The following is a 24,938-nucleotide window of genomic DNA, read 5'->3' as shown; positions in this document are numbered from 1 at the left end:
AGCCAACATTGATTAAGACTCTTCTTTTGATAATGCCGTTTGCTGCTTATAGGTATCTAACTGTTTCGTTTGTCGTTGCGCAGCCGTCAAAACACCGCGTAAAATATCAATCTCTTTCACATCCAACTGACTTCGATTAAACAAACGTCGCATTCTTCGCATAAAACGGGCATTTTTTGTTGGATCTAAAAAATCAATGTCCTGCAAAGCTTGATATAAATGGTCATAAAAGCCTTCCAACTGATCGGAGCTGGCTAATTTATGACGATATCCCTCTGCCTCATGAACACTTTTAATATCCGTCGCCATCAATAATTCGTAAACAAACACCTGAACCGCTGCCGCAATGTTAAGTGAACTATACGCTGGGTTGGTTGGAATATGCGCTAAGTAATGACATTTATCCAGCTCCGCATTGCTTAACCCTGAGTCTTCTCGACCAAATAAGATAGCAACATGGTTGTTTTCTTCATCCTGACCAACGGTTTCCATTGCCAGTTCCGCCGTCTGACGCACATCCAATTGTGGCCAGGAAACTTTTCTTAATCTTGCACTGGCACCAACAACCAGTTTACAATCAGCAACCGCTTGTTCTATAGACTCAACGACTGTGGCATCATTTAAGACATCAGCCGCACCCGATGCACGAGCGGAGGCAACTTGACTTGGAAACTCTTTAGGATTGACCAGTACTAATTGACTTAATCCCATATTTTTCATTGCTCGCGCAACTGCGCCAATATTGCCTGGATGAGAGGTTTCTACCATGACAATTTTAATCTTTGCTAAATTTGAGTGCGTTCTGTAATCTTCTATCATCTATTTTCCGCTATAATTCGCTATATTCGAATAACCGATTATTCTAACAACTGGAACTAAACTTATGCATCCTATTTTAAATATTGCCACCATCGCAGCTAAAGAAGCCGGTGAATTCATTGCAAACCAGCTTAGTAACATTGATCGTATCAGTATTGAAGAAAAAGGGCGCAACGACTATGTAAGTGAAGTTGACAAGCATGCTGAACAAATCATTATTGATACCATCCGTAAATATTACCCTGAACACAGCATAAAAGCTGAAGAAAGTGGCCACCACAAAACCGATTCTGATTTTGAATGGATTATTGACCCGTTAGACGGAACCACTAACTTTTTACATCAATTTCCGCAATTTGCAGTCTCCATCGCAGTTACCGAAAAAGGTCGCTTAATGCATGGCGTGGTTTACGATCCTCTCAAAGATGAACTCTTTTCAGCCTCACGTGGTGGAGGGGCTCGTCTAAACAATTACCGTATTCGTGTCAGCGAACAAAAAACCCTGCAAAACGCATTAATGGCGACGGGCATCCCTTATTACGACTTCGATTATGTTGATGCTTATTTAGAAAGCTTAAAACAGTTTATGTTAAACACCGCCGGCATCCGTCGCGCAGGGTCTGCCGCTTTAGACTTAGCTTATGTTGCCTGTGGTCGTGTCGATGGTTACTGGGAGCTTAAGCTAAAGCCTTGGGATATCGCTGCTGGCGCATTGATTGTCATGGAAGCGGGTGGATTGGTCACCGATTTTAAAGGTGGAAATAACTTTATTGAGTCAGGCAACATCATTGCTGCGAATGGCAAAATGCTAAAAGAAATGGCTAAAATTATTGGCCAGACCATTCCTGAAGAATACCGTCGATAAAACCTTAAAGCGGATCTAAACGAAAAAACCACCAGGCCTGGTGGTTTTTTTATGCCTTGGAAGATAACCCCAAAGACATCAATATCGCATCTTCTTTACCTTGCTTCAACTCGCCATCCTCGAACACCATCGCTTTATAATAATTGGGACGAATCCCATTTTCTATAAACCCAAGTTTCTGGTACAGATAGACGGCTGAATTTGACTCTCGAACTTCCAGCAACATAATTTCATAATCGGCCGGCTTAAAATAGTCGATCAAAGCCTGCATCGCTGCAAACCCAATGCCTTGACGGGCATACTTAGGGGCAATACAGAAATTCAACAAGTGCGCTTCATCCAATACGGTTAAAAAACAGGCATATCCTAATGGACGATGATCAACATCACAAAACACATAAGCCAGCCCATCATCCAACGCCTTTTCAAACCCTTGCTCACTCCAAGGAAAATCATAAGCTTTTTGCTCAACACTCAACACCCAACTTAAATCAGCAGAAGTCATGGTGCGAAAATAACTAAACATAATTAGATAAAATTCAAGCGAGCTGAGCCATCATAAGATGATAAAAATCTCGTTTTGCCCGCCCAGAGCTTAACATTTCATCCAATGAGGGAATCACAATAATTTGAGCACCTTCGTTCAACTCCTGTAACAAAGGGCCTGCTTCGTCATAGGCAAACACTTGTTCAACACCAAGTTCAATAATCTCATCCAACGTTGCAAAAATCGTCTCTTCTGTCACGAGTTGGCTCGTATCAAAAAAACGAACTTGATCTTCTGATAATTTAAACGCAGATAAAATATTTAAGAACAATTGCCATTCTGAACGCTCTTCATTTTGCCAAACGGCATTCAAACCTGCCCCTAAAAACACAAAAGTTCTTTGATGTTCTGAGTCTGACGCTGCGACATAATCGAGAGGATTAGAAACCTCCTCTACTTGAACGATTTCACCTACCCCTTCATTCGAAGTTTCATAACTTGGCGTAACCGACTCTTGAGATGTTTGAGACTGTAAAAAATGACCAGGCCTGCTCTGCCATATCGGCAGCCCTAAGGTATTCAACAAGCTTGCAGAAATAAAAGGACTATCCATCAACCAAGAACCTAACACCGTACGAAATCAACATTCTACACCGCTGCCTGAGGGTGTTCTTTACTATCAACATCAAGCAGCTTATTCAATGCATTGATATAAGCCTTGGCGGAAGCGGTCACAATATCCGTATCCGCACCTTGACCATTGACGATTCGGCCCGCCTTTTCCATTCGAACAGTGGTCTCCCCTAACGAATCCGTTCCGTTTGTAACATTACTCACTGAATACAATTCTAAAGAAGCGCCTGAATCCACTAATTTTTCAATCGCTTTAAAGGTTGCATCGACAACCCCACCGCCTTCTGAAAAGGCGGTTTTCTCTTCGCCATTGATCCAGAGTGTAATTTCGGCGGCTGGCGCATCACCTGTTTGCGTTTCCACTTTCAACGCCACTAGGCGGAAAGTTTCATTTTCCACTCGACGGGTATTATTATCCGTGACCAGTGCTTGAATATCTTCATCATAAATTTCATGTTTACGATCAGCCAATTCTTTAAAGCTGATAAACGCATCACTTAACTCTTGCTCCGTCTCAAACTCAATTCCAAGCTCTTTTAACCGAGAACGGAATGCGCTACGACCTGAATGTTTGCCCAGCACCATTTTATTGGTGCTCCAGCCGACATCTTCTGCACGCATGATTTCATAAGTTTCACGATGTTTTAACACACCATCCTGGTGAATGCCGGATTCATGTGAGAAGGCATTGGTTCCAACAATGGCCTTATTCGGTTGAACTGCAAACCCAGTAATCCCGGCAACTAAACGGGATGCGGCTAAAATTTCAGGGGTATGAATACGTGTATCCACATCAAACACATCCTGCCGAGTTCTAATGGCCATAACAACTTCTTCTAATGCCGTATTACCTGCTCGTTCACCCAAGCCGTTAATGGTGCATTCTACTTGTCTGGCACCGGATTTTACCGCTGCTAATGAGTTCGCAACCGCCAACCCTAAGTCGTTATGACAGTGCGCTGAAAAAATGGCTTTATCTGCATTTGGAATACGGTTCAACAATTGATGAAACAACTCCCCAAACTGTTCAGGAATATTGTAGCCAACGGTATCTGGAATATTAATAGTGGTCGCGCCGGCATCAATCACTGCTTCAATCACACGGCATAGAAAATCTAATTCTGAACGTCCTGCATCTTCTGGTGAAAACTCAACATTGTCGGTAAAATCGCGTGCACGCTTCACCGCCCAAACAGCACGTTCCACTACCTCATCCTGAGACATCTTCAATTTCTTTTCCATGTGAATTTGCGATGTCGCGATGAAAGTATGAATTCGACCGGAGTTAGCTAATTTAATCGCTTCACCCGCTCTGACAATATCATTTTCAACTGCTCGCGCCAGCCCACAAACCGTCGACTCTTTAACTGCAGATGCGACGGCTTGAACCGATTCAAAATCACCTTGACTGGCAGCAGGAAAACCCGCTTCTATAACGTTGACACGCAGTTTTTCCAGCTGTTTAGCGATTCGGACTTTTTCTTCCTTAGTCATTGAAGCGCCAGGGCTTTGTTCACCGTCCCTTAGCGTCGTATCAAAAATAACCAGCTCATCTTTCATAAGTTCTACTCTTTATTTTCTTCATGACTAGAGGATTCAGCCTCTTTCTCTGGTGCTATATCAGTTGTTTTTGATTCTCTTTTAGCCTGACGACGCATGGCACGTTTTTGCTGTATGACTCTTAGTGTGACAACGGGCCCGGATAATAAATACCCAAAAAAGACGATGAACAAAATCATGGCAGGTTTGATGGTAATCACCACAAACACTAAAACCACCAAGAACAACGTGACAAAGGGGACCTTATCTTTCAAATTCAATTCCTTGAAAGAACTGAATCGAATATTACTCACCATCATCAAACCGGATATAACCGTTAAGACCAAGACCATTAAGGATTCTAGCCCGGTATTAATATTATTGGTTTCGACCATCCAAACAAATCCAGCCAATAACGCTGCCGCCGCAGGACTAGGAAGGCCTTGAAAGTATCGTTTATCAGCAATTCCAACTTGGGTATTAAAGCGAGCCAAACGTAATGCCGCCCCCACAGTAAAAATAAACGCAACCAACCAACCCAGCTTACCAAAATCCTGCAATGCCCATTGATAAACCAGTAATGCTGGGGCCAGCCCGAAAGAAACCATATCGGCTAAACTATCGTATTCTGCACCAAACGCACTACTAGAGTTGGTCATTCGAGCAACGCGCCCATCCAAGCCATCAAAAACCATCGCCACAAAAATAGCAATGGCTCCTAATTCAAACTGACCATTCATTCCTGCTATTACAGCGTAAAACCCTGCAAATAAAGCGAGCGTTGTCATTAAATTAGGGAGAAGGTAAATGCCTTTTTCAAATGGTTTCATATCACTCGTTTTTATTAATTAGAAGTAGGTATTCATTTTATAAACAATCTGCCAGACAAACAATAGCTAAAAGACTTTAAAAACAAAAAAGCCCAAACAGGGCTTTAATGGAAGGATCTTTTGGAGAAATTAAACCACTTCACCTCGGCCTACACCAAAGTGCCGGAACCCATGATGTACTAAAACGTCATGTTCATAAATATTTCTACCGTCGAAAATCACTGGCCGCTTCATCAGTTCAAACATTCGAGCATAATCCGGGCTCCAAAAACGTCTCCACTCGGTTAAGATCATCAAAGCATCTGCCTGCTCCAATGCTTCATACATTTCCGAAACCAAAGTGACACCCGCTTTATGCCCCCAATACTCTTTAAAAGCATCATTTGCCTTTGGATCATAAGCAATCACTTCAGCCCCTTGTGCCACAAGGGCTTCAATGGTTTTGACACTGGGCGCATTATCAACTGTTGCGGTATTAGGTTTAAAAGATAACCCCCAAATAGCAATCTTCAATCCCTTCAAATCATTTTTAAAGAATCGCCATGCCTTTCTAAACATCACTTCTTTTTGCGTTTCGTTGTTTTGCAAGACTGCTTTCAACAGATCCGCATCATAGCCTTTTGATTGAAAAGTCCCTACTAAAGATTGTACATCTGCTGCAAAACTCGGGCCACCAAACCCACACCCAGGAAACAGGTAACTAAACCCGATCCTTGAGTCCGACCCCAAGCCTTGGCGAACCTCTTCAATATCAATATTGAAATGCTCGGCATTGTTAGCCAATTCATTCACGAGACTGATCCGAGTTGCTAGAAGTGCATTCACGGCATACTTGGTGTACTCCGCCGCCCGAGTCGACATAATTTTTACTTGATCGGTAACATGATTAAAGGGCCGCATCAAATCTCTAATCATAGCAATCGCCTCTTCACTTTCACACCCTAAAACAACCCGTGAAGGCTTTGAAAAGTCACTGATTGCCGACCCTTCACTGATAAACTCCGGCATAGATGCGACGGCGACTTTTGCTACCAGTCCTCGCTGAGAAAACGCCAATTTAACCGCCGCTTCAAACCGATCAGCGGTTCCAATAGGAAAGGTACTTTGATTCACAATCAAAACATCTCTTGAAGCCGACTGCCCGATTGACTCAACCACCAACTCTGCTTTATCCGCTCGCCAGGAAGGCATACTTAGAATATAAATCTCTCCATGCTGAATCCCTTCAGACCAATCGTGAGAGAAGGTCAATCGTCCTTCTTTCACTTGACTGATAATCAATTGGTTTAAACCAGGTTCATCACGCGGCAGAATGCCCTGCCTCAAGTCTTCCGCTTTAGCCATTCCGACTGGAATAGCGATAACTTCATTCCCCGTATGCGCCAAAGAACCGGCTGTGACAAGGCCACTTAACTCACATCCAAAAACTGTAATTCTCATTTTGCTACCCTGTCAATTAAACCTTTAGTTGAACTATCAAAGCTGTCTGCTAACGGTTTATCTTTTATAGCACTGTAGGTTTCTTTTGCAATTAATTTTCCGAGCTCAACACCCCATTGATCAAAAGGGTTTATCTCCCAAACAACACTTTCTACAAAGGTTTTATGCTCATACATCGCAATCAACATTCCCAGTGTTTTAGCAGAGATCGTTCTGATTAAAATCGTATTAGAAGGTTGATTGCCTGAATAGTGTTTAAATGGGGAATCAAAGCTGGCTTTCAAAGCTTGGGGAATAGCATCGTCACCCAGCATCAACACCCGAGACTGAGCAAAACAATTGGCCAAAGCCAGTTCATGCTGATGCCTTAAGCTTTCATCTCTTTCTGTATGAGAGTCTGCATCAAAGTCATCACGTTCTACAGGGGCAATAAAATCACACATGACTGCCTGTGTTCCCTGATGGAGTAACTGATAAAAAGCATGCTGCGCATTGGGCCCCACCTCTCCCCATAATACAGGACAGGTTTTATAAGGGACGGCCTCACCAGAACGCGCGACCGACTTCCCATTACTTTCCATGACCAACTGCTCAAGATAGGCTGGCAGATAGCGCAAACGCGCATCATAAGGCAAAATAGCCTTATCATGAATATTTAAAAAGTTAATATTCCAAATATCAATTAAAGCCAAAATGACAGGAATATTTTTTTGCAAATCAGCTGTCGCAAAGTGCTGATCCATTTCATGTGCACCTTGCAATAATTCACGAAACCCATCCATTCCAATTTTCAGCGCAATTGGAAACCCTATTGATGACCAGAGTGAATAACGCCCCCCTACCCAGTCCCAAAACAGTAATTGGTTATCTGGAGGAATTCCCCACTCAGTCATTTTATCCGGTTTCGTCGAAACCCCGATAAAGTGCTGAGAAAACATAATATGCTCATCCTTGATGCACTCCTTCAACCAATCCATCGCGGTTTCGGCATTCGAAAGCGTATCAATTGTCGTAAAGGATTTAGAAGCCAAAATAAACAAGGTGGTTTCTTGTTTAAGACCGCGAAGCAGGTTGGATGTTTGAGTCCCATCAATGGAAGAAATAAAATGCAGATTGATTGGCGAACTGATTGTTTGCAAACTATGCGTAATCATAAGTGGCCCCAAGTCAGACCCACCCACGCCGATATTAACCACATCAGTAATCGGCTTACCACTGTAGCCACGCCAATGCCCTGAACGAATTTTTTCTGTCAAAACCGCCATTTCTTGCAAGACCTGCTCAACTTCCGGTTGAACAACTTCAGCATAGCCAGAAACATCTTTCCCTAAAGCTCTCAATGCTGTATGTAAGGCAGCTCTGTCTTCTGTATCATTGACGTGTTCCCCCGTCATAAGACGATGAATCTCTTTGGGTAACTTTTGCTGCTCCGCTAAGTCAATTAATAACTGCAATGTTTCTTGCGTAATACGATTCTTAGAAAAATCAACATAAACATCTGATAGCTCTAAGGAATAATTTTCTTGCCGACTCGCATCTTGAAACAATTTCGATAAATGAACGGATCCCATTCCTGAGTCACTATGAAGCTGCAAGGCTTGCCATGCGGATGATGTCTCAACGCCCATCGAATCCCCTTAATTTAATAATTGAAGAACAACCTTTTTTCACAGAAAATTAAATCAACTTAATTTTAAAGTCTTTAAATACGCCTTAAACTCTTTACCCAGTGCTTTATCTCTTAAGGCGTATTCAACATTCGCTCGAAGATAACCCAACTTATCACCACAATCGTATGTTTGACCGTTTTTAAACTCAAAGCCAAACATGACTTCTTCGTTCAACAATTCATCCATTGCATCGGTAAGCTGAATCTCTCCACCCGCACCAGGCTTGGTTGTTTTTAAAATCTCCATCAACCTAGGCGTGAAAATATAACGTCCGACAACAGAAAGATTTGAAGGCGCGTCCGCTGGCTTTGGCTTTTCTACCAACTCCACAATTCTCAGATCTGGCCCCTTTACTGCCGCGATACCATACTTTTCCACCTGGTCTTCCGGCACAGCCTCTAACGCCACAACGCTGGTATGCATTTTTCGATATTGCTCTGTCATTTGAGCCAAACACCCTTTAACCGAATGATGCATCAATACATCTGGTAACAATACTGCAAAAGGTTCATTGTCCGCGATAATTGGTGATGCGCATAATATAGCGTGTCCCAACCCTAATGCCTCAGGTTGACGCACACTCACGATTCGGACACCTGCCGGTGTAATATCTTTCAAGGATTCCAGACGATCTTTTTTATCTCTAATCGCCAATTCAGCTTCCAATTCATAATGTTTGTCAAAATGATTTTCTATCGCACCTTTGCTTGAATGGGTCACCAGAATAATATCAGTAATTCCGGCTTCAGCAGCTTCATGAATGATATATTGAATCAAAGGCTTATCAACGACTGTTAGCATTTCTTTTGGGATTGCCTTCGTTGCTGGCAAAAAGCGCGTCCCCAATCCTGCAACTGGAATAACGGCTTTAGTTAATTTTTTATATGACATAATCCCCTCAATACACTTTTAATTTGGCTCTCTATCTAACCTAAAGTCGCCTTTGACTTTACCCAAAATGACTCTTATACACAATAATACCCAAAAAAAGAATAAATTCACCCTTTGGCTGAAATTAAAAACACAATTTCTTCATCACGCTGTTCTGACAAAAAAGAAATTAACCCTTTATTCATACAAAAAGCTGGAATATCTTTCAGGGCCGACTGATCAGTCACCGTTAGCTGAATACTTTGTTGATTAATATCCACTTCAGCCAATGCTTTTTTAAGCTTAACTAAAGGAAGCGGACAAGGCAGATTTTTAACATCTAAAATAAAAGGTTCTTTCACGATTCACATTCCTTCAATGCAATACCTACAGAGTTATCTTACAATAGCTTGATTATTATTAAAAAGAGTTGCCTATTAAAATGCTTTTAAGGTTTTTGCTTTTAAATTTTTTTTGCTTGCCAATAGTGTTTGCCTCCAACAATCTACCTGACTTGGGGGCGCCTGACTTAAAAGACTATGACAGCCATACAGAGACGCAACTCGGCCAAGCATTCTCTACGGCACTTCACACCCATTACGACCTAGTTTACGACCCTGTCATGCTCAGCTATATTCGAAGAATAGGCGACAAAATAACCAGTGAGACTGGCAAAAACAGAAACTTCAGTTTCTTTATTATTGATAATCCCGAGATTAACGCTTTTGCAGGCCCCAATGGTGTTATCGGCATTCATACAGGCTTAATCGCATCCGCTCAATCCGAAGATGAATTGGCATCTGTTATTGCCCATGAAGTTGCGCACGTCACTCAAAGACACCTGTCTCGCACATTCGAATATCAAGATAATGTCAATGCCGCCAGTATCGCTTCATTGATTGCTGCCATCCTCATAGGAACACAAGACCCTAGCGCGGGTATAGCAACTTACATGGGAGGCATGGGGCTTAACATTCAACAGCAACTAAAGAATTCTCGAATCTATGAAGGGGAAGCCGACTACTTTGGCATCAAATACCTTAACCAAGCAGGCTATAGCCCGTATGCGATGGGCGAGTTTTTTGGAAGACTGTCAAAGGAAATGCAAATCTATGAAGGTACTCCTCCAGAAATATTATTAACGCATCCTGTAACAGAAAACCGTCTTGCAAAAGCTAATGACCGGGCAGCTCAATTAAAAACAGAAGAACCTTCTTCCTATAAGAGCGACACCTTAACGTTAATTCAACTCCGGTTAAACTTTACGACTAAGACGCAAACCCAAACATACAACACCAAAAAACTTAACACCCATGAATCCTGTTATTTGAAAAACCTCAAACAGCTACATGACCAAGGATCAAGCACCCCACAATATGATATGAAATGCCTAGAGGCTGCGTCAAAAAAGATGCCAAAAGAAAGGCTCTATAAGCTACTTTTAGCTCAAATTAAAACCGAAACTGGTGACCGATCAGCGCTAAAAGACTATGAATATCTAACTTCTTTCTACCCAACAGACTTCAGTATTGTTTATTTATATGCACAAAGCCTCATCAAACTTAATCATAAACAAGAAGCAATAGAACTACTCACAAAAAGTACCCCTACATTTCATTATCAATATTTACTTTATTCTGCATTATCGAAACTTTATGCTGAAAAAAATCAAAAGAACTACAGCTATTACTATGATGCATTAGCAAACTATAATATTGGTAACTTGCCAAAAAGCACTTTTTTAGTGAACCAAGCACAAAAAATTACGAAAAACAAAAACTCAAAGCTTTATCAAAAAATAAACCAGTTGAAAATTGAATTGGAAAAAAACTCACAAAAAGAACAACGTAATCAACCGTCATAAAAAAATATTTAAACAGTATTAAATATTACTATAAACGAATAACAACAAAATACTTGCGAATATTATTTATATGAGTAACCTATGCTTCTAAGAGCTCAAAGTGCTCAAAAATAACTACCCTTAAATTAAAAGGGAAGAATATATTAGAAAAGCGATTAGGCTTTTTTTAGGAGGATAATAATGTTGAAAACGAAAATGAAGCAATTACTAACTGCTCTGGCCATCTCAACAGCAATGGTTTCAGCGCCTTTAGCGACTCAAGCAGCCGATAAAGGTGCCAATAACATTGAAGCAGGTAAAAAATTAGCTTTCAGTCGCTCAAAAGGAAACTGTCTTGCTTGTCACATGGTTCCTGGTGGAAACCTACCTGGTAATATTGGGCCAGCGTTAATTGCAATGAAATTACGCTATCCTGATAAACAGAAATTATATGACAAGGTTTGGGGTAAACCAGACACACTAGTTCCAAACAGCATGATGCCTCCGTTCGGACAAAACGGAATCTTATCAGACGATGAAATTCAAAAAATTGTTGATTTCATCTATACGCTATAAATTTAGTTTTTTTTATTTAAACCTTAACCGGGAGTTTTAAACCTTATGAAACGTAGATCTTTCCTTAAAGGTACCCTTGCAACTGGTGCAGCTGCTATTGCAGTTAACGCTGGTCTTCTAACACCTTCAACTGTATTAGCAGCTTGGAACAAAAAAGCATTTGAATCAAAAACAACTGATGATGCGTTAAATGCAGCTTTTGGAACTGCTTCAGCTGCTAAATCAGGTGATATCGAACTTAGTGCTCCAGCTATCGCTGAAAATGGTGCTGTAACCCCAATTAAGATTGATGCATCTAAAATGTCTGGTGTTGAGTCTATCGCAATCCTAGCTAGCAAAAACCCTATGCCTTTAGTTTGTGAATACAGCTTCTCTGGCCCAGCAATTGGTTATGTTTCTACACGTATCAAAATGGGTGAAACACAAAATGTAATGGCAGTTGTTAAAGCTGGTGGTAAATTATACAAAGCAGAACAAGAAGTTAAAGTAACAATCGGTGGTTGTGGTGGTTAATCCATCATTTCATTGAATGATACTTAATTTTATAACTGTAAGAAATTGAAAGGAAATAACATGTCAATTAAAATCAGAATGCGTGGAAAATCTAAAGGCGGCGTTGCTGAAGTAAAAGCACTAATCAAGCACAAAATGGAATCTGGTGCTCGTATGAACAAAAAAACAGGCAAGCCATATCCTGCTGAGTTCATCAACATGGTTGAAGTTACTGTAAACGGAACTAAAGCAGTTGATGCTCAATGGTCTGGTGCTGTTTCTGCTAACCCTTACGTGGGTGTTAAAGTTAAAGCTAATAAAGGTGACGAAGTTACTCTTTCTCTAGCTGATAACACTGGTAAAAAAGGGACTGAAACAATTAAGCTAAGATAAGCTAATTGCTGCAGACTTCGCCTCTTCCCTTTTATAAAGGGAAGAGCAAACCTTTCTATATATAATAATACTTTATAAATAAAGAGTTCTCGGACGGAGGAATAGGATGAAGAAAACACTGCTAGTCGCCTTAACATTAGGTGCAACAGCGACGGCCAATATGACAATGGCTGCGAATATGGATCCTGAACAAAGTCGTCAACAATTAGTAGACTACTTTAAAGCTAAGCATCCAAATATCAAATTCGAAGATTATAGACTCGGTGCCTATAATTTCTCAGAGGACAAAAAAGCTCAGTGGGAAGCCGCTGAAGAATTTCCTCCATATTTAGACGCAATCGATGCTGGTGAAGCACTTTACAATAAAGACAAAGCAACCTATCAAAAATGCTTTGGTAAAGATGTCACAAAAGTACGCGTCATGTATCCTCGTTTTAACGAAGATACACAACAAGTTGAAACGTTAGAACAACAAATCAACAAATGTCGTACAGATGCAGGTTTAAAAACATTTAAATGGAAGAAAGGCGCAATCGCTCAACTTTCAGCATATTTTGCTTACAATGCACGTGGACAAAAAATCGATGTGAAAATTGAATCTGAAGGTGCTAAAAAAGCATTCTTTGCTGGTCAAGAATTCTATATCAAACCACGTGGTCAATTAAACCTATCTTGTGCTAAATGCCACACATATAACGATGGTCGCAAAGCACGTGCAAACTTATTATCTCCTAACCTTGGGCACACAAGCCACTTCCCGGTTTTTCGTGCTAAATGGCAAGAGCTAGGTACATTACACCGTCGTTTCGGTGGTTGTAATAAAAACATGCGTGCTAAGCCATTTAAAGCTCAAAGTGAAGAATATCGTAACCTAGAGTTCTTCGAAGCTTATATGTCAAATGGCATTGAAATTGATGGACCTGGTTATAGAGAGTAAGTTTTTAAAACTTTTCTAAAGACCTAAAAAACCCGCTTTATGCGGGTTTTTTATTACCTACTTATAACATCAAGATAGATATTTCTACCCTTCCTTTTTGATTCTCCCATACATATCTTTATTAAATCTCTTCTAAAGACACTGCCCAATCAACACGACTAAATTACAGACATAAAAAAACCGCTAATTACAGCGGTTTTAATTAAACTTTATGACTTCAAACCGGATAAACATCTCACAATTCAAGCATTTGCTCACCTTCATACACCCAGTTAAAACCTTCACGAACCCATTTTTCAACGCGAATTAATAATTCAGGATCATTTAAACCAACTTTCTGGGCAATCATAAAGACATTTTCTTGCTCTTCCTGACCAAAATGACCATCTTTATAAGACAACTTAACGAGCTCCTGTAACAGAATCATTTTTGATTGCTTCGAACGAAACACTGTCAACGCATCATCAATATTAATTTCAGATTTATCCAAATCATAATCAATACCAAATGCGTCACTAAAGTTCTTCAAATACTGCTGCTCTTCTTCAGACACATCATGGTCAGCATGCGCTAACAATACAGCCAAATCAAATACGGCTTGACGCTGTTCAGAAGTTAATCGGTCTGCAAACATGTGTTTTATCCTTTCATATATTTTATTTAATGCTCAATCTGTTCTACATTTCGGACAGCCCCAAATGCAGCACTCGTTGTCATAGCCGCATAAGCTCTTAATGCAACACTAATTTTTCTTTTTCTAGGCGATACAGGCTTCCAAGCAGCTTTGCCCTTAGCAACCATCGTCTGTCTTCTTTCTGCTAGTTCTTCATCTGTTAAGCTAACACTGATAGTTCTGTTCGGAATATCAATATTAATAATATCCCCCTCTTCGACCAATCCAATATTACCGCCTTCAGCAGCTTCAGGCGAGCAATGGCCAATAGAAAGGCCTGATGTCCCACCAGAGAAACGTCCGTCTGTTAGCAAGGCACATTCTTTCCCCAGTCCTTTTGATTTAAGATAACTCGTTGGATAAAGCATCTCTTGCATTCCAGGACCACCTTTTGGACCTTCGTAACGAATTAAAACCACATCACCGGATTTTACGTCATCATCTAAAATTGCTGCAACCGCTGCATCTTGGCTTTCGTAAATTCTGGCAGGCCCTGAAAATTTAAAGATTTCTTCATCCACACCAGCTGTCTTTACGATACAACCATCCAGCGCGATATTACCGTACAAGACCGCAAGACCACCTTCTTTCGTGTAGGCGTGCTCTACACTTCTAATACAACCATTTTCATCGTCATCATCCAGTGTCTTCCAACGTTTGTTCTGACTAAATGCTTCTGTCGTTCTGACATTTCCAGGCGCGGCTCTATAAAACGTTTTAACCGCTTCATCATCAGTGCGTGAAATATCCCATAAATCAATGGCCGCTGCCATGGTAGAAGCATGAACCGTCTTAACATCTCTATTAATCAGACCACCTCGATCCAGTTCACCGAGGATTCTCATAATCCCCCCTGCGCGGTGAACATCTTCCATATAATAATCTTTTGAGTTTGGTGCAACCTTGACTAAACAAGGAACCTTTCGTGAAATATGATCCATATCCGACATCGTGAAATTGACTTTGGCTTCATGTGCAATCGCCAACAAATGTAAAACCGTATTGGTCGATCCTCCCATCGCAACATCCAATACCATCGCATTTTCAAATGCCTCAGTCGTCGCAATCGATCGTGGCAGCACGCTGTCATCATCTTTTTCATAATAAAGCTTAGCCAGCTCAACAATACGACGCCCCGCTTCTTCAAACAGGTGCTTTCTATCAGCATGAGTTGCCAGTGTTGTTCCATTTCCAGGTAAAGCAATCCCTAATGCTTCTGCTAAGCAATTCATTGAGTTCGCTGTAAACATACCAGAGCATGACCCGCATGTCGGACAAGCAGAGACTTCAATATCATTAACATCAGAATCTGAACAATGGTCATCTGCAGCCTTTACCATGGCATCAACCAAATCTAGTTTGATTTCCATACCGCCTAAAACCGTTTTACCCGATTCCATTGGCCCGCCGGTCACAAAAATCGTTGGGATATTCAGGCGCATTGCGGCCATCATCATACCCGGTGTGATTTTGTCACAATTGGAGATACAGACTAAGGCATCCGCGCAATGAGCATTACACATATACTCCACTGAATCAGCAATCAAATCACGTGAAGGCAGAGAATACAGCATTCCGTCATGCCCCATTGCAATCCCATCATCAACTGCAATGGTGTTAAATTCTTTGGCAATCCCACCTGCCTCTTCAATCACGCCTGCAACAAGCTGCCCCATATCTTTCAAATGAACATGACCGGGCACAAACTGAGTGAAAGAGTTCGCCACCGCAATAATCGGCTTACCAAAGTCTTCCGTTTTCATGCCTGTCGCACGCCATAGAGCACGTGCACCGGCCATATTTCTTCCATGGGTACTGGTTTTTGAACGATAATCTGGCATATTCTTTCTCCTTAAACAGCCTTGGCATGTCGCTTTTTTTTGTTTTTGTCGCTAGCCTGTTATACTTATATAATTATATTTATAAACATTTTCTCATATCTATGCATCAATCTGAATTAGATTTTACGAATAACTTAAGGCAAGCGTCTCCTTACATCGCAAAACATCGCAATAAAACGATTGTGATCTACTTGCCGGGTGACCTTATTTTTAATTCAGATGCGCTGCAACAACTGGCAAAAGATATTGTTTTACTCAATAATCTTGGTTTAAAAGTCGTTTTGACACTAGGTGCATCCCTGCAAATAAACCAAGCTTTTGATGCCTTAGGCATGACCTGGCAAACCCAAAATGACACTCGTATTACGACCTTAGAGCATTTAGAAGTTTTCCAAAAAACCATCGGCATCGTTCGAGCACAAGTTGAAGCGGCCTTTAGTAAAGCATCCGCTGAACAAAATGTGCACTTGACCATTGTGTCAGGTAACTGGGTCATCGCACAACCCAAAGGCATTATCAACGGTATCGATTTTCAACACACTGGCGTATTAAGAAAAATTAATAACCAAGCAATTGAAAGTACCCTTAACGTCGGGCAAGTCGCTTTATTAACACCATTAGCCTATTCTCTAACGGGTGAAGTATTTAACTTAAACACCCTAGACCAGGCTTTTGCGATTGCAACAAATCTGGATGCCGATAAGCTATTGGTTTTTACAGATCAAACAACCTTAAAAGAACTGCCTCAAGCCTTGTCTCGTAAAGATGTCAAAAATCATCTGGAGTCCACTCAAAACGATAGCCAAAAAAGATTACTCAAACTGGCGACCGAAGCAAACGAGCATATTCGTCGAATTCACTTAATGCCGCAAGAAAACCCGAGCGCTATGTTGCTGGAGCTCTTCAGTCGCGATGGCCATGGCACCTTAATCTATAATGACCGTTACCATGAACTGCGACCAGCACAAAGCGATGATGTCGCTGGCATTATTAACCTCATTACGCCTTTGGAACAAGAAGGTATTTTAACCAAGCGTTCCAGAGAAACCCTAGAGCTGGAAGTTCATAATTTCTTGGTCATCGAAATTGATCAAAAAATCATTGGTTGTGCTGCGCTCTACCCGATCGACAACAAAAATGCTGAATTGGCTTGTCTTGCTGTTGATAAAACATATCAAGGACAGGCATTGGGTGAAGAGTTGCTCTGTGAAATCCAGAAAAAAGCACAAAACCAAAATATTTCGACCCTCTACTTACTGACGACTCACACTCATCACTGGTTTATCGAGCATGGTTTTATTGAATCATCTCCTACTCAATTACCTGAAAGCAGACAATCATTCTACAACAATCAAAGACAATCAAAAGTGTTACTTAAAAAGCTATAAATGAATAAAATCACCCATATCAAAGAAAGATTCCGCGGTTTTCTACCTGTTGTTGTCGATGTCGAGACAGCAGGATTTGACCCTCAAACCAATGCATTAATCGAAATTGCCATCGTAACGTTAAAAATGAATGCCGACGGTAGCGTAGAACGAGATCAAACCGTTCAAGCCAACGTCCTACCTTTTAAAGGCTCACAACTGGATAAGAGCGCATTAAAATTTATTGGCGTAGAAGATCCTACTCACCCTTTTAGAATGGCGGTTTCTGAAAAAGAAGCATTAGAAAAATGCTTCACACCAATTAGACAACTTCTCAAGGAGACTGACTGTAGTCGAGCCATCCTAGTCGGTCATAATGCATTTTTTGATTTAAGCTTTGTAAAAGCCGCTGCAGACCGGTGTAAAGTCAAATCGCCTTTTCATGAGTTCAGTACGTTTGATACTGTCTCTCTTGCTGGCTTGGCCTATGGTCAAACTGTCTTAGCCAAAGCAGTTCAATTAGCTGAAATTGAATGGGACAATAGCAAAGCACACTCGGCTGAGTACGACACCATTAAAACGGCAGATTTATTCTGTAAAATCGTCAACCAATGGCCGCTCGAAAAAGCACAAACAATGCTTTAATAAAATTAAAAACCACCAGGCCTGGTGGTTTTTAACCAATTTTAAGCATCTTCAGAAACAGCTTCATTTGCTTTTGCCATCAAGGTTTTCAGCTCACCTGATTCGGCTAATTCCAACGTGATGTCACAACCACCTTGCAACTCTCCACCAATATAGACCTGTGGAAAAGTAGGCCAGTCTTGATACTTCGGTAAATATTCAAAAATCAAAGGATCGGCTAAGACATTCACAAACGCAAACTTTTCAGTGGTTTCAACCATTGCTTGTGCTGTGCGGCTTGAAAACCCACAAGAAGGCATTTGCGGCGTTCCTTTCATATAAATCACGACCGGGTTGTTAGTTACCTGCTCATGAATTCTGTCTAAAGTTTCTTTTTCTTGATTATCCATTTTATTCTCCTATGATCAGGTAAAGGCACATTTTTTCAAATACCTGAGTTGTAAACAAGGTTATTGTACCAAATCATAACAAAAATCCTAGGTGAACTTTTACGTAACGCTCAAGATAATCTTTAATTATTGAACATATGGATCAACATGACGCTGCAACCAGAGCTCTAATAACGCCGCATGCCACAGTTTACTGCCTTTGATAGCGGTAAAGCTTTCATCCGCTTCTGGGTGATCTAACAGCTTTTGAATATACGCGGGCTTGAAAAGCCCTCTGGCTTTTGCTTGAGGACTGGTTAAAATCGACTTCATCATTTCGTAAAAAGGGCCTCGGACATACTTTAAGGCCGGCATAGGGAAATACCCCTTAGGACGATCAATCACCTCATCCGGCACAATACCTCGGGCAATCTTTTTCAGAATATATTTAAAATCTTTCAATTTTAGATCGGTTGGCGCTGACATCGCCAGCTCCACTAAATGATGATCTAAAAACGGTACCCGGGCTTCCAGCCCCCAAGCCATGGTCATGTTATCAACCCGCTTAACCGGATCATCCACAATCAATGTGGTTGTATCTAGCCGTAATACCTGGTCCAAGTAACTATCAGCGCCTTCGTCCGACAGACGATCGTTAATCAACTCACTGGTCACGTCATAGACATGATAATCGTCCTCAATCATTTCCAACCATTCCGCATGGGAACGATCAAAGTAATAGGGAGCAAAAGCGTCCACTGGTCGAGAAGTATCATTTAAAGAGGCCGCGGCTTTTGCCATCATTGGATACCAGAAATAACCTGCAAATACTTCATCAGCTCCCTGCCCAGACATCACGACCTTGACGTCTTCAGACACTTTTTCAGATAGCAAATAAAATGCAATCGCATCCTGCCCGAACATCGGTTCGGCCATCGCATCGACCGCTTCGGTTAATCGTGGAAGGACCGTTTCATTGGGAATCAAATACTTTTGATGGTTTGTCTGATATTGCTCAACCACTAAATCAGAATATTCAAATTCACTGCCTTTTTCTTCCGGCACATCTTCAAAGCCAATTGAAAAGGTACGAATATCCTTAACACCTGCTTCGGCCAATAAAGCAACAATTAAACTGGAATCTAAACCGCCAGACAACAACACTCCAACAGGTACATCTGCTGCCGTCAAACGCTTATGCACAGATTGTTTTAAAGACTCGTGAATCGTATCAATCCATTCTTGTTCTGTCTGAGGTGCCTCATCAGCCGTCGGACGCTTAGCCTCTAAATGCCAATAGGCTTTTTTATACATTTGTCCGTCTGGATTCACGATCATCCAGTGCCCCGGTTCTAGCTTGCGAATACCTTTTAAAATCGTATGTGGCGCGGGGACAACGGCATGTAAGGTAAATTGGTGATGCAACCCAACAGGATCAATATTGGTATCAATGCCCCCCGAAGCCAATAAGGCTTGGGTATTTGATGCAAACCGTACTCCGCCTTCCACTGGCGCATAATAAAGCGGTTTAATCCCAAAACGATCTCGCGCCAGTAACAACTGATGCTGGTGGTCGTCCCAGATAGCAAAAGCAAACATCCCTTCGAAACGAGTGACACACTCCATTCCCCACTGGCGATAAGCTTTTATAATGACCTCAGTATCCGAGTGCGAACGAAATTCATGGCCCAACTCAATTAACTCGGCACGGAGCGCTTCATAATTATAAATACACCCATTAAACACCAAGCTGATCTCATCATCCAACATCGGCTGATGCCCCGCCTCAGATAAATCAATAATGGATAATCGACGATGCCCTAAACCCACATGGTTTTGTACCCAAGTGCCACCATCATCTGGACCTCTTTTCTCCAGTTCCGCCAACATTGGAACCAGTTTGGTTTCCGAGGCCATCTGACCATCCCAATAAATTTCTCCGCAAATTCCACACATCGTTTGATACCTTTCGTTCAAGCTGTCGCTATATGAATAGCGCCTATTTTAACGAATATTATGCAAATTTATTGACTCTTTATACGGGAGTCATTAAAGTCAAAAGCCCACAACAACTCTGTTTCAACAATCAAAAGGGACGGGCATGAAAGTTTATGGACTCACAGGCGGGATAGGCAGTGGCAAGACAACGGTTCGCCAGCTATTCGAAGAAGAAGACGTGCCCACACTAGATGCCGACAAAATTGCACGGGAAGTGGTTGGCAAAAATCAGCCAGGCCTGGCTGAAATTGAACGCGCATTTGGCTCCGAATACTTAGTAAACGATGAACTAAATCGCGCTAAATTACGTGAATTGATTTTCAATGATGCTTCATCAAAACAAAGATTGGAAGCGATTCTTCACCCACTCATTCGTCAACGCACTGCAGAACTTATCCAGGAACTGAAAAAGCAACACCCGCCAGCAATTGTCATTGAGATTCCGCTGCTAACCGAGACAGGAAAACCGGACTATATTGATGACGTCATCGTGTTGGATCTTGCACCTGAAACCCAACTTGAAAGAGCGATGATAAGAGACCAACTTCCAGAAAAAGATATCCAAAAAATCATTCAACAACAGGCTTCCAGAGCAGAGAGATTGGCCATTGCTGACATTATTTTAAACACCGAACAACCACTTGATGAGTTACGTAAAAAGGTACACTCTCTTATCAATAGCTAAAATAGCTCATAACTGGAATATTTTATCTATTTATCAAAAATGTTATGCTGTCATTGATAATGAAAATTACTCAATAACCCTTTACTGAGAGTGTCATAATGCCCTACCAAGTAACGTCTATTCAGAACAACTATACTTATACCTCGGTAGTGCCTCGTGGAGAGTTAGCTTATACCATTATCAAATACCTAGTGAAGCTGGGTCTGACCTTAGATAGCTTCAAAGAATTGGTAAAAACCAGTGGGTTAAATTCAGCCCATATTTTGAGTGAAGAAGATTTTAGAGTGTTAGCCGACCAACATCCTGAGATGAGTTTAATCTATGAAGGTATCCAGCTCAAAAACAATCAACGAATGTACTTTCACACTAACTGGACGGTGGGCAATACCAACTGGCAGCTTTTAAACCAAGAACTGCAAAAGTACGATTTAGAAGTCACCACACTCAAGACCCCAGATTTACCGGCTTATATCCGAGCACAACAAAAGGCTGCGCAAACTAAATAGGATCAGGCCAAAGCCCTGAAATCGCTGCAATTCCTTGAGCACCCTGGCTTGTAGCCTGTTCGACATCTGATTGCTTCATCCCACCTAATGCAAACACCGGAATGGGAATATCAGCAACCATCTCTGAAAAGGTTTCCCAACCCATTCCATCCATATCTGGGTGAGAACTGGTTTTCTTCACCGGCGATAACAATAACAGGTCAGCCTTCAGCTCTAATGCTTTGGCAATTTCCGTTTTAGTATGCGTCGAGATACTTAAAATTTTATCTTTTGAAATAGGTCTATCCGTCAAGTCCATAATTGCGGTTGACGCCAACTGCAGACCATCTGCTTCTGGCAAAACATCCAACCAATCAGGCTTGCCATTAATTAAAATCTTAGCCTCATTATAGCGATGTGTCAGCGCAATGGCTTTTTTAGCCAAGGCTATAAAGTCGGTTTCCTCCATTTGCTTGGCACGTAACTGCACCAAGCGAACGCCTTCATCCAAAGCGGCTTCTAATCGACCCAATGCATCATATTCATCATGAAAATTTCCTGATATCATAAACACATCAGGCAGCTTCAATGCGCTAAGAATGCCTCTATTGGCTTCTGGAAACTCATAATTATGCAGTTCGGAAATCACTGTCCATTGAACAGGCTGGCCCTCTTTTCCATGAGGCGCTCCTTGAAACTGGTCCGATTCATACACATGCAAATGAACCGAAACCGTATCGTAATCCCAAGGGATTTGAATCAAGGGTTTCCAATCGGATGTTTCAACACCAACCTCCTCTTGAAACTCTCGTACCAAGGCCGCTTCAATAGACTCTACTGCTTCCACTTTACCACCAGGGAACTCCCACTTGAGTGCATGGCTCTGTTTCGCCTGTCTTTGTGCCAGCAAAATACGATCACCTTGTCTTAAAACACCGACTGCAATATCAATTCTTTGACTCATTTAATTTCTCTTTTAACCTTCTTAAAGATATTTTGTCAAAAAAATCACCAGGCCTGGCAGTTTTTCAGTTTAAATTAAGCCAATTTTTTTCGTTTAACGTTAAAATAAGCGCATTGTAAACCGAATTTGGAAAAAATTATGAGTCAGTTCTGGAGTCAACTTGTTCACAACCTTACCCCTTATGTTCCGGGTGAACAACCTAAAGTCGACAACTTGATTAAACTAAATACCAATGAAAGCCCTTACCCTCCTTCACCATTGGTATTAAAAGCGTTATCAACCCAGTTAAATGATAAATTGAGACTCTATCCAGACCCAAGCTCTGAAGAGCTGAAACAAAGCTTAGCGACTTATTATGGCGTGAAAACTAACCAAGTTTTTGTGGGAAATGGGTCGGATGAAGTTTTAGCCCATACCTTTATGGCGCTGCTAAAACAAGATAAACCTATTCTGTTTCCAGATATCAGTTACAGTTTTTATCCTGTTTATTGTGGCTTATACGACATTGAACACCAAACCATTCCCCTAACGGACGATTTCGAAATCGATCAGTCAGATTATCAAGTTGAAAATGGTGGTATCATTTTTCCCAATCCGAATGCCCCGACAGGCAGATTGTTGCCACTTCAAGCCATAGAACAAATCTTACAGCACAACACCACTTCGGTCGTCGTTGTGGATGAAGCTTATATTGATTTTGGTGGCGAATCGGCCGCTAAACTGGTTCACCGCTATCCAAACCTATTGGTTGTTCAAACATTTTCAAAATCTCGCGCTTTGGCAGGGTTAAGAGTCGGGTTTGCTTTGGGAAATCCGGCGCTTATTGAAGGGTTGGAACGTGTTAAAAATAGTTTTAACTCTTATCCTCTTGATCGTTTGGCCACCGTTGGTGCAATTGCAGCGATTGAGGATGAAGCTTACTTTCAGCAGAGTTGTGAAAAGATCATGTCAACTCGAGATAAGCTGACACGGTTTTTAAAAGAGAATAACTTTGAAGTCATTCCTTCAGCCGCAAACTTCGTGTTTGCTCGGCATACACAAATGCATGCAGAAGACATTGCTCAGCAACTGAGAGAGCAGGCGATAATTGTGCGCTATTTTAACAAACCTCGCATTGATCAATTTTTACGCATTACGATTGGCACAGAGGCAGAAAATACTCAACTCTGCCAGGCGTTGTCGGACATCCTGAAAACCAACCATTCATAAATAAATTCCATAAAAAAACGCCAACTCTGTGGCGTTTTTTATGTCTGACTAAATCAACCTGTGAACAGGCTATCGACTAAGTGCGATATTCTGCATTGATTTTGACATAATCGTATGAAAAATCTGTCGTCCAGACCGTTTCTGAAACGCTTCCACGATTCAATATAATTCGAATTTCAATATCCGTTTCGTTCATAACTGCTTGACCCGCTTCTTCGGTATAAGAATCTGCACGTCCGCCGTTTTCTACCAACAAAACATCGCCCAGATAAATCTGCAACGCATTAATATCCAAATCTACCAAGCCGGCGCGCCCGACCGCGGCCAGAATTCTACCCCAGTTAGGATCAGATGCAAATAAAGCGGTTTTAACCAATGGTGAGAGTGCGACGGCATGAGCAACTTTCAAACACTCCTCAATAGAATTTCCCGCTTCCACTTTAACCGTTACAAACTTGGTGGCACCCTCACCATCTCTAATAATCATTTGAGCCAGCTCAGTCATGACTTCATTCAAAACGCTTACAAATGCCTTATAAGTAGATGAATCAGGCTCCGTGATTTCAGGCATATCAGCCTGCTGAGTAGCCGTCAAGGTGCAAGCGTCATTCGTTGAGGTATCGCCATCAACCGTGATGCGGTTAAAAGAGACTGAAACCGAGTCACGCAAGGCTTTATCCAGGCAGGCCTGGGAGATTTTGGCATCTGTTGCCGCAAACCCAAGCATGGTCGCCATATTTGGGTGAATCATACCGGAGCCTTTAGAAAAGCCCGTCAAGGTAATCGTATGTCCATCAATATCAAATTGACGACTGACTATTTTTTCATGTGTGTCCGTCGTCATAATACTTTTGGCGGCCATTTCCCAGCCATCAATAGATTGATTTGCAATCGCTGCAGGCACAGCGGATTCAATTTTTGGCATCGGTAAGTTCTGCCCAATCACCCCAGTGGAAAACGGTAAAACAGCTTGCTCAGAAATACCGAGTTCTTGTGCAACCCAACGACAAGTTTGTTGTGCATCCAACATGCCTTGTTGCCCAGTTCCTGCATTGGCATTGCCACTATTAATCACCAAAGCACGAGTCGGTATAGCTTTTAAATTCTGTTTTGCCAAAGTAACCGGCGCGGCACAAAATGCGTTGGTGGTAAATGTTGCAGCTGTACGACTACCTTCTACAAAAGACATAACAAGGAAGTCTTCCAGACCTGATTTTTTGATTTTCGCTTGTGTCGTTCCTAAATAAACGCCAGAAACAGGATGAATACTCGATACTTGCGCCATACAATTCTCCAAAATAAAAAAGTC

At 41.5% G+C, this 24,938-nt stretch carries 26 protein-coding genes; 11 read left to right on the top strand and 15 right to left on the bottom strand.

Annotated elements, in window-relative coordinates; translation table 11 throughout:
• Positions 1 to 12: 12 nt before the first annotated feature.
• Positions 13 to 819 (bottom strand): RNA methyltransferase, encoded by an 807-nt coding sequence (locus P8629_RS02430; protein WP_278164121.1) that lies wholly within the window; start codon positions 817 to 819, stop codon positions 13 to 15.
• Positions 820 to 883: 64 nt separating this feature from the next.
• Between P8629_RS02430 and P8629_RS02425 the strand changes: the two genes are divergently transcribed.
• Positions 884 to 1,684, top strand: a complete 801-nt coding sequence (locus P8629_RS02425) for an inositol monophosphatase family protein (protein ID WP_278164119.1) — start codon at positions 884 to 886, stop codon at positions 1,682 to 1,684.
• 49 nt (positions 1,685 to 1,733) lie between these two features.
• Here the strand turns inward: P8629_RS02425 and rimI are convergent, their stop codons facing one another.
• The 8 genes from rimI to P8629_RS02385 form a co-directional block, all read right to left on the bottom strand.
• Positions 1,734 to 2,210: a ribosomal protein S18-alanine N-acetyltransferase gene (rimI, locus tag P8629_RS02420; protein WP_278164117.1), complete on the bottom strand. Its 477-nt coding sequence runs from the start codon at positions 2,208 to 2,210 to the stop codon at positions 1,734 to 1,736.
• Positions 2,211 to 2,223: 13 nt separating this feature from the next.
• Positions 2,224 to 2,784: a hypothetical protein gene (locus tag P8629_RS02415; protein ID WP_278164116.1), complete on the bottom strand. Its 561-nt coding sequence runs from the start codon at positions 2,782 to 2,784 to the stop codon at positions 2,224 to 2,226.
• 35 nt (positions 2,785 to 2,819) lie between these two features.
• The gene (locus tag P8629_RS02410) at positions 2,820 to 4,364 is read right to left on the bottom strand and encodes a 2-isopropylmalate synthase (protein ID WP_278164115.1); all 1,545 of its coding nucleotides are present in this window, start codon (positions 4,362 to 4,364) and stop codon (positions 2,820 to 2,822) included.
• A gap of 5 nt (positions 4,365 to 4,369) precedes the next feature.
• Positions 4,370 to 5,173 (bottom strand): CDP-diacylglycerol--serine O-phosphatidyltransferase, encoded by an 804-nt coding sequence (gene pssA, locus P8629_RS02405; RefSeq protein WP_278164114.1) that lies wholly within the window; start codon positions 5,171 to 5,173, stop codon positions 4,370 to 4,372.
• A 129-nt stretch (positions 5,174 to 5,302) separates the two neighbouring features.
• Positions 5,303 to 6,613, bottom strand: coding sequence for a UDP-glucose dehydrogenase family protein (locus P8629_RS02400; protein ID WP_278164111.1), 1,311 nt, complete (start codon positions 6,611 to 6,613; stop codon positions 5,303 to 5,305).
• Positions 6,610 to 8,241 carry a glucose-6-phosphate isomerase gene (gene pgi / locus P8629_RS02395; protein WP_278164109.1) on the bottom strand — a complete coding sequence of 544 codons (1,632 nt, stop codon included), beginning with the start codon at positions 8,239 to 8,241 and terminating at the stop codon, positions 6,610 to 6,612. Before pgi ends, P8629_RS02400 begins: the two co-directional genes overlap by 4 nt.
• A gap of 54 nt (positions 8,242 to 8,295) precedes the next feature.
• Positions 8,296 to 9,174 (bottom strand): UTP--glucose-1-phosphate uridylyltransferase GalU, encoded by an 879-nt coding sequence (gene galU / locus P8629_RS02390; RefSeq protein ID WP_278164107.1) that lies wholly within the window; start codon positions 9,172 to 9,174, stop codon positions 8,296 to 8,298.
• Between the two features lie 107 nt (positions 9,175 to 9,281).
• Positions 9,282 to 9,515: a sulfurtransferase TusA family protein gene (locus P8629_RS02385; protein WP_278164106.1), complete on the bottom strand. Its 234-nt coding sequence runs from the start codon at positions 9,513 to 9,515 to the stop codon at positions 9,282 to 9,284.
• Positions 9,516 to 9,640: 125 nt separating this feature from the next.
• On the opposite strand from P8629_RS02385, the gene P8629_RS02380 reads away from it, so the two are divergent.
• The 5 genes from P8629_RS02380 (at position 9,641) to soxA (ending at position 13,394) form a co-directional block, all read left to right on the top strand.
• Complete coding sequence (locus tag P8629_RS02380) at positions 9,641 to 11,017, top strand: M48 family metalloprotease (RefSeq protein WP_278164104.1); 1,377 nt, start codon at positions 9,641 to 9,643, stop codon at positions 11,015 to 11,017.
• Between the two features lie 180 nt (positions 11,018 to 11,197).
• Positions 11,198 to 11,572 (top strand): sulfur oxidation c-type cytochrome SoxX, encoded by a 375-nt coding sequence (soxX, locus tag P8629_RS02375; RefSeq protein WP_278164102.1) that lies wholly within the window; start codon positions 11,198 to 11,200, stop codon positions 11,570 to 11,572.
• A gap of 45 nt (positions 11,573 to 11,617) precedes the next feature.
• Positions 11,618 to 12,085 carry a thiosulfate oxidation carrier protein SoxY gene (soxY, locus tag P8629_RS02370; protein ID WP_278164100.1) on the top strand — a complete coding sequence of 156 codons (468 nt, stop codon included), beginning with the start codon at positions 11,618 to 11,620 and terminating at the stop codon, positions 12,083 to 12,085.
• Between the two features lie 60 nt (positions 12,086 to 12,145).
• The gene (gene soxZ, locus P8629_RS02365) at positions 12,146 to 12,457 is read left to right on the top strand and encodes a thiosulfate oxidation carrier complex protein SoxZ (RefSeq protein WP_278164099.1); all 312 of its coding nucleotides are present in this window, start codon (positions 12,146 to 12,148) and stop codon (positions 12,455 to 12,457) included.
• Between the two features lie 106 nt (positions 12,458 to 12,563).
• Positions 12,564 to 13,394: a sulfur oxidation c-type cytochrome SoxA gene (gene soxA, locus P8629_RS02360; RefSeq protein WP_278164098.1), complete on the top strand. Its 831-nt coding sequence runs from the start codon at positions 12,564 to 12,566 to the stop codon at positions 13,392 to 13,394.
• 235 nt (positions 13,395 to 13,629) lie between these two features.
• Here the strand turns inward: soxA and P8629_RS02355 are convergent, their stop codons facing one another.
• Positions 13,630 to 14,028, bottom strand: coding sequence for a TerB family tellurite resistance protein (locus tag P8629_RS02355; protein WP_278164097.1), 399 nt, complete (start codon positions 14,026 to 14,028; stop codon positions 13,630 to 13,632).
• A gap of 26 nt (positions 14,029 to 14,054) precedes the next feature.
• Positions 14,055 to 15,908 carry a dihydroxy-acid dehydratase gene (gene ilvD / locus P8629_RS02350; RefSeq protein WP_278164095.1) on the bottom strand — a complete coding sequence of 618 codons (1,854 nt, stop codon included), beginning with the start codon at positions 15,906 to 15,908 and terminating at the stop codon, positions 14,055 to 14,057.
• 101 nt (positions 15,909 to 16,009) lie between these two features.
• Between ilvD and argA the strand changes: the two genes are divergently transcribed.
• Both argA and rnt read left to right on the top strand, forming a co-directional pair.
• Complete coding sequence (gene argA, locus P8629_RS02345) at positions 16,010 to 17,296, top strand: amino-acid N-acetyltransferase (protein ID WP_278164093.1); 1,287 nt, start codon at positions 16,010 to 16,012, stop codon at positions 17,294 to 17,296.
• Positions 17,297 to 17,920, top strand: coding sequence for a ribonuclease T (gene rnt, locus P8629_RS02340; protein WP_278164092.1), 624 nt, complete (start codon positions 17,297 to 17,299; stop codon positions 17,918 to 17,920). It abuts the gene before it with no gap.
• 41 nt (positions 17,921 to 17,961) lie between these two features.
• Here the strand turns inward: rnt and grxD are convergent, their stop codons facing one another.
• On the bottom strand, positions 17,962 to 18,309 hold the full coding sequence (gene grxD, locus P8629_RS02335; protein ID WP_278164090.1) for a Grx4 family monothiol glutaredoxin: 348 nt from the start codon (positions 18,307 to 18,309) through the stop codon (positions 17,962 to 17,964).
• Positions 18,310 to 18,435: 126 nt separating this feature from the next.
• A complete protein-coding gene (locus P8629_RS02330; protein ID WP_278164088.1) occupies positions 18,436 to 20,244 on the bottom strand; it encodes an N-acetylglutaminylglutamine amidotransferase in 1,809 nt (602 codons plus the stop codon).
• Positions 20,245 to 20,389: 145 nt separating this feature from the next.
• Between P8629_RS02330 and coaE the strand changes: the two genes are divergently transcribed.
• On the top strand, positions 20,390 to 20,971 hold the full coding sequence (coaE, locus tag P8629_RS02325; RefSeq protein ID WP_278164086.1) for a dephospho-CoA kinase: 582 nt from the start codon (positions 20,390 to 20,392) through the stop codon (positions 20,969 to 20,971).
• A gap of 98 nt (positions 20,972 to 21,069) precedes the next feature.
• Positions 21,070 to 21,477, top strand: coding sequence for a hypothetical protein (locus P8629_RS02320; protein ID WP_278164085.1), 408 nt, complete (start codon positions 21,070 to 21,072; stop codon positions 21,475 to 21,477).
• Here P8629_RS02320 and P8629_RS02315 read toward each other — a convergent pair.
• Positions 21,470 to 22,420 (bottom strand): Nudix family hydrolase, encoded by a 951-nt coding sequence (locus P8629_RS02315; RefSeq protein WP_278164083.1) that lies wholly within the window; start codon positions 22,418 to 22,420, stop codon positions 21,470 to 21,472. The genes P8629_RS02320 and P8629_RS02315 overlap by 8 nt on opposite strands.
• Positions 22,421 to 22,558: 138 nt before the next feature.
• Between P8629_RS02315 and hisC the strand changes: the two genes are divergently transcribed.
• Positions 22,559 to 23,629 (top strand): histidinol-phosphate transaminase, encoded by a 1,071-nt coding sequence (hisC, locus tag P8629_RS02310; RefSeq protein ID WP_278164082.1) that lies wholly within the window; start codon positions 22,559 to 22,561, stop codon positions 23,627 to 23,629.
• A 76-nt stretch (positions 23,630 to 23,705) separates the two neighbouring features.
• Here the strand turns inward: hisC and argJ are convergent, their stop codons facing one another.
• Positions 23,706 to 24,914: a bifunctional glutamate N-acetyltransferase/amino-acid acetyltransferase ArgJ gene (gene argJ / locus P8629_RS02305; protein WP_278164080.1), complete on the bottom strand. Its 1,209-nt coding sequence runs from the start codon at positions 24,912 to 24,914 to the stop codon at positions 23,706 to 23,708.
• Between the last annotated feature and the right edge of the window lie 24 nt (positions 24,915 to 24,938).

The organism is Hydrogenovibrio sp. 3SP14C1, assembly GCF_029625905.1.
GTDB lineage: Bacteria > Pseudomonadota > Gammaproteobacteria > Thiomicrospirales > Thiomicrospiraceae > Hydrogenovibrio.
This window is presented reverse-complemented; position numbering and strand designations above follow the sequence as displayed.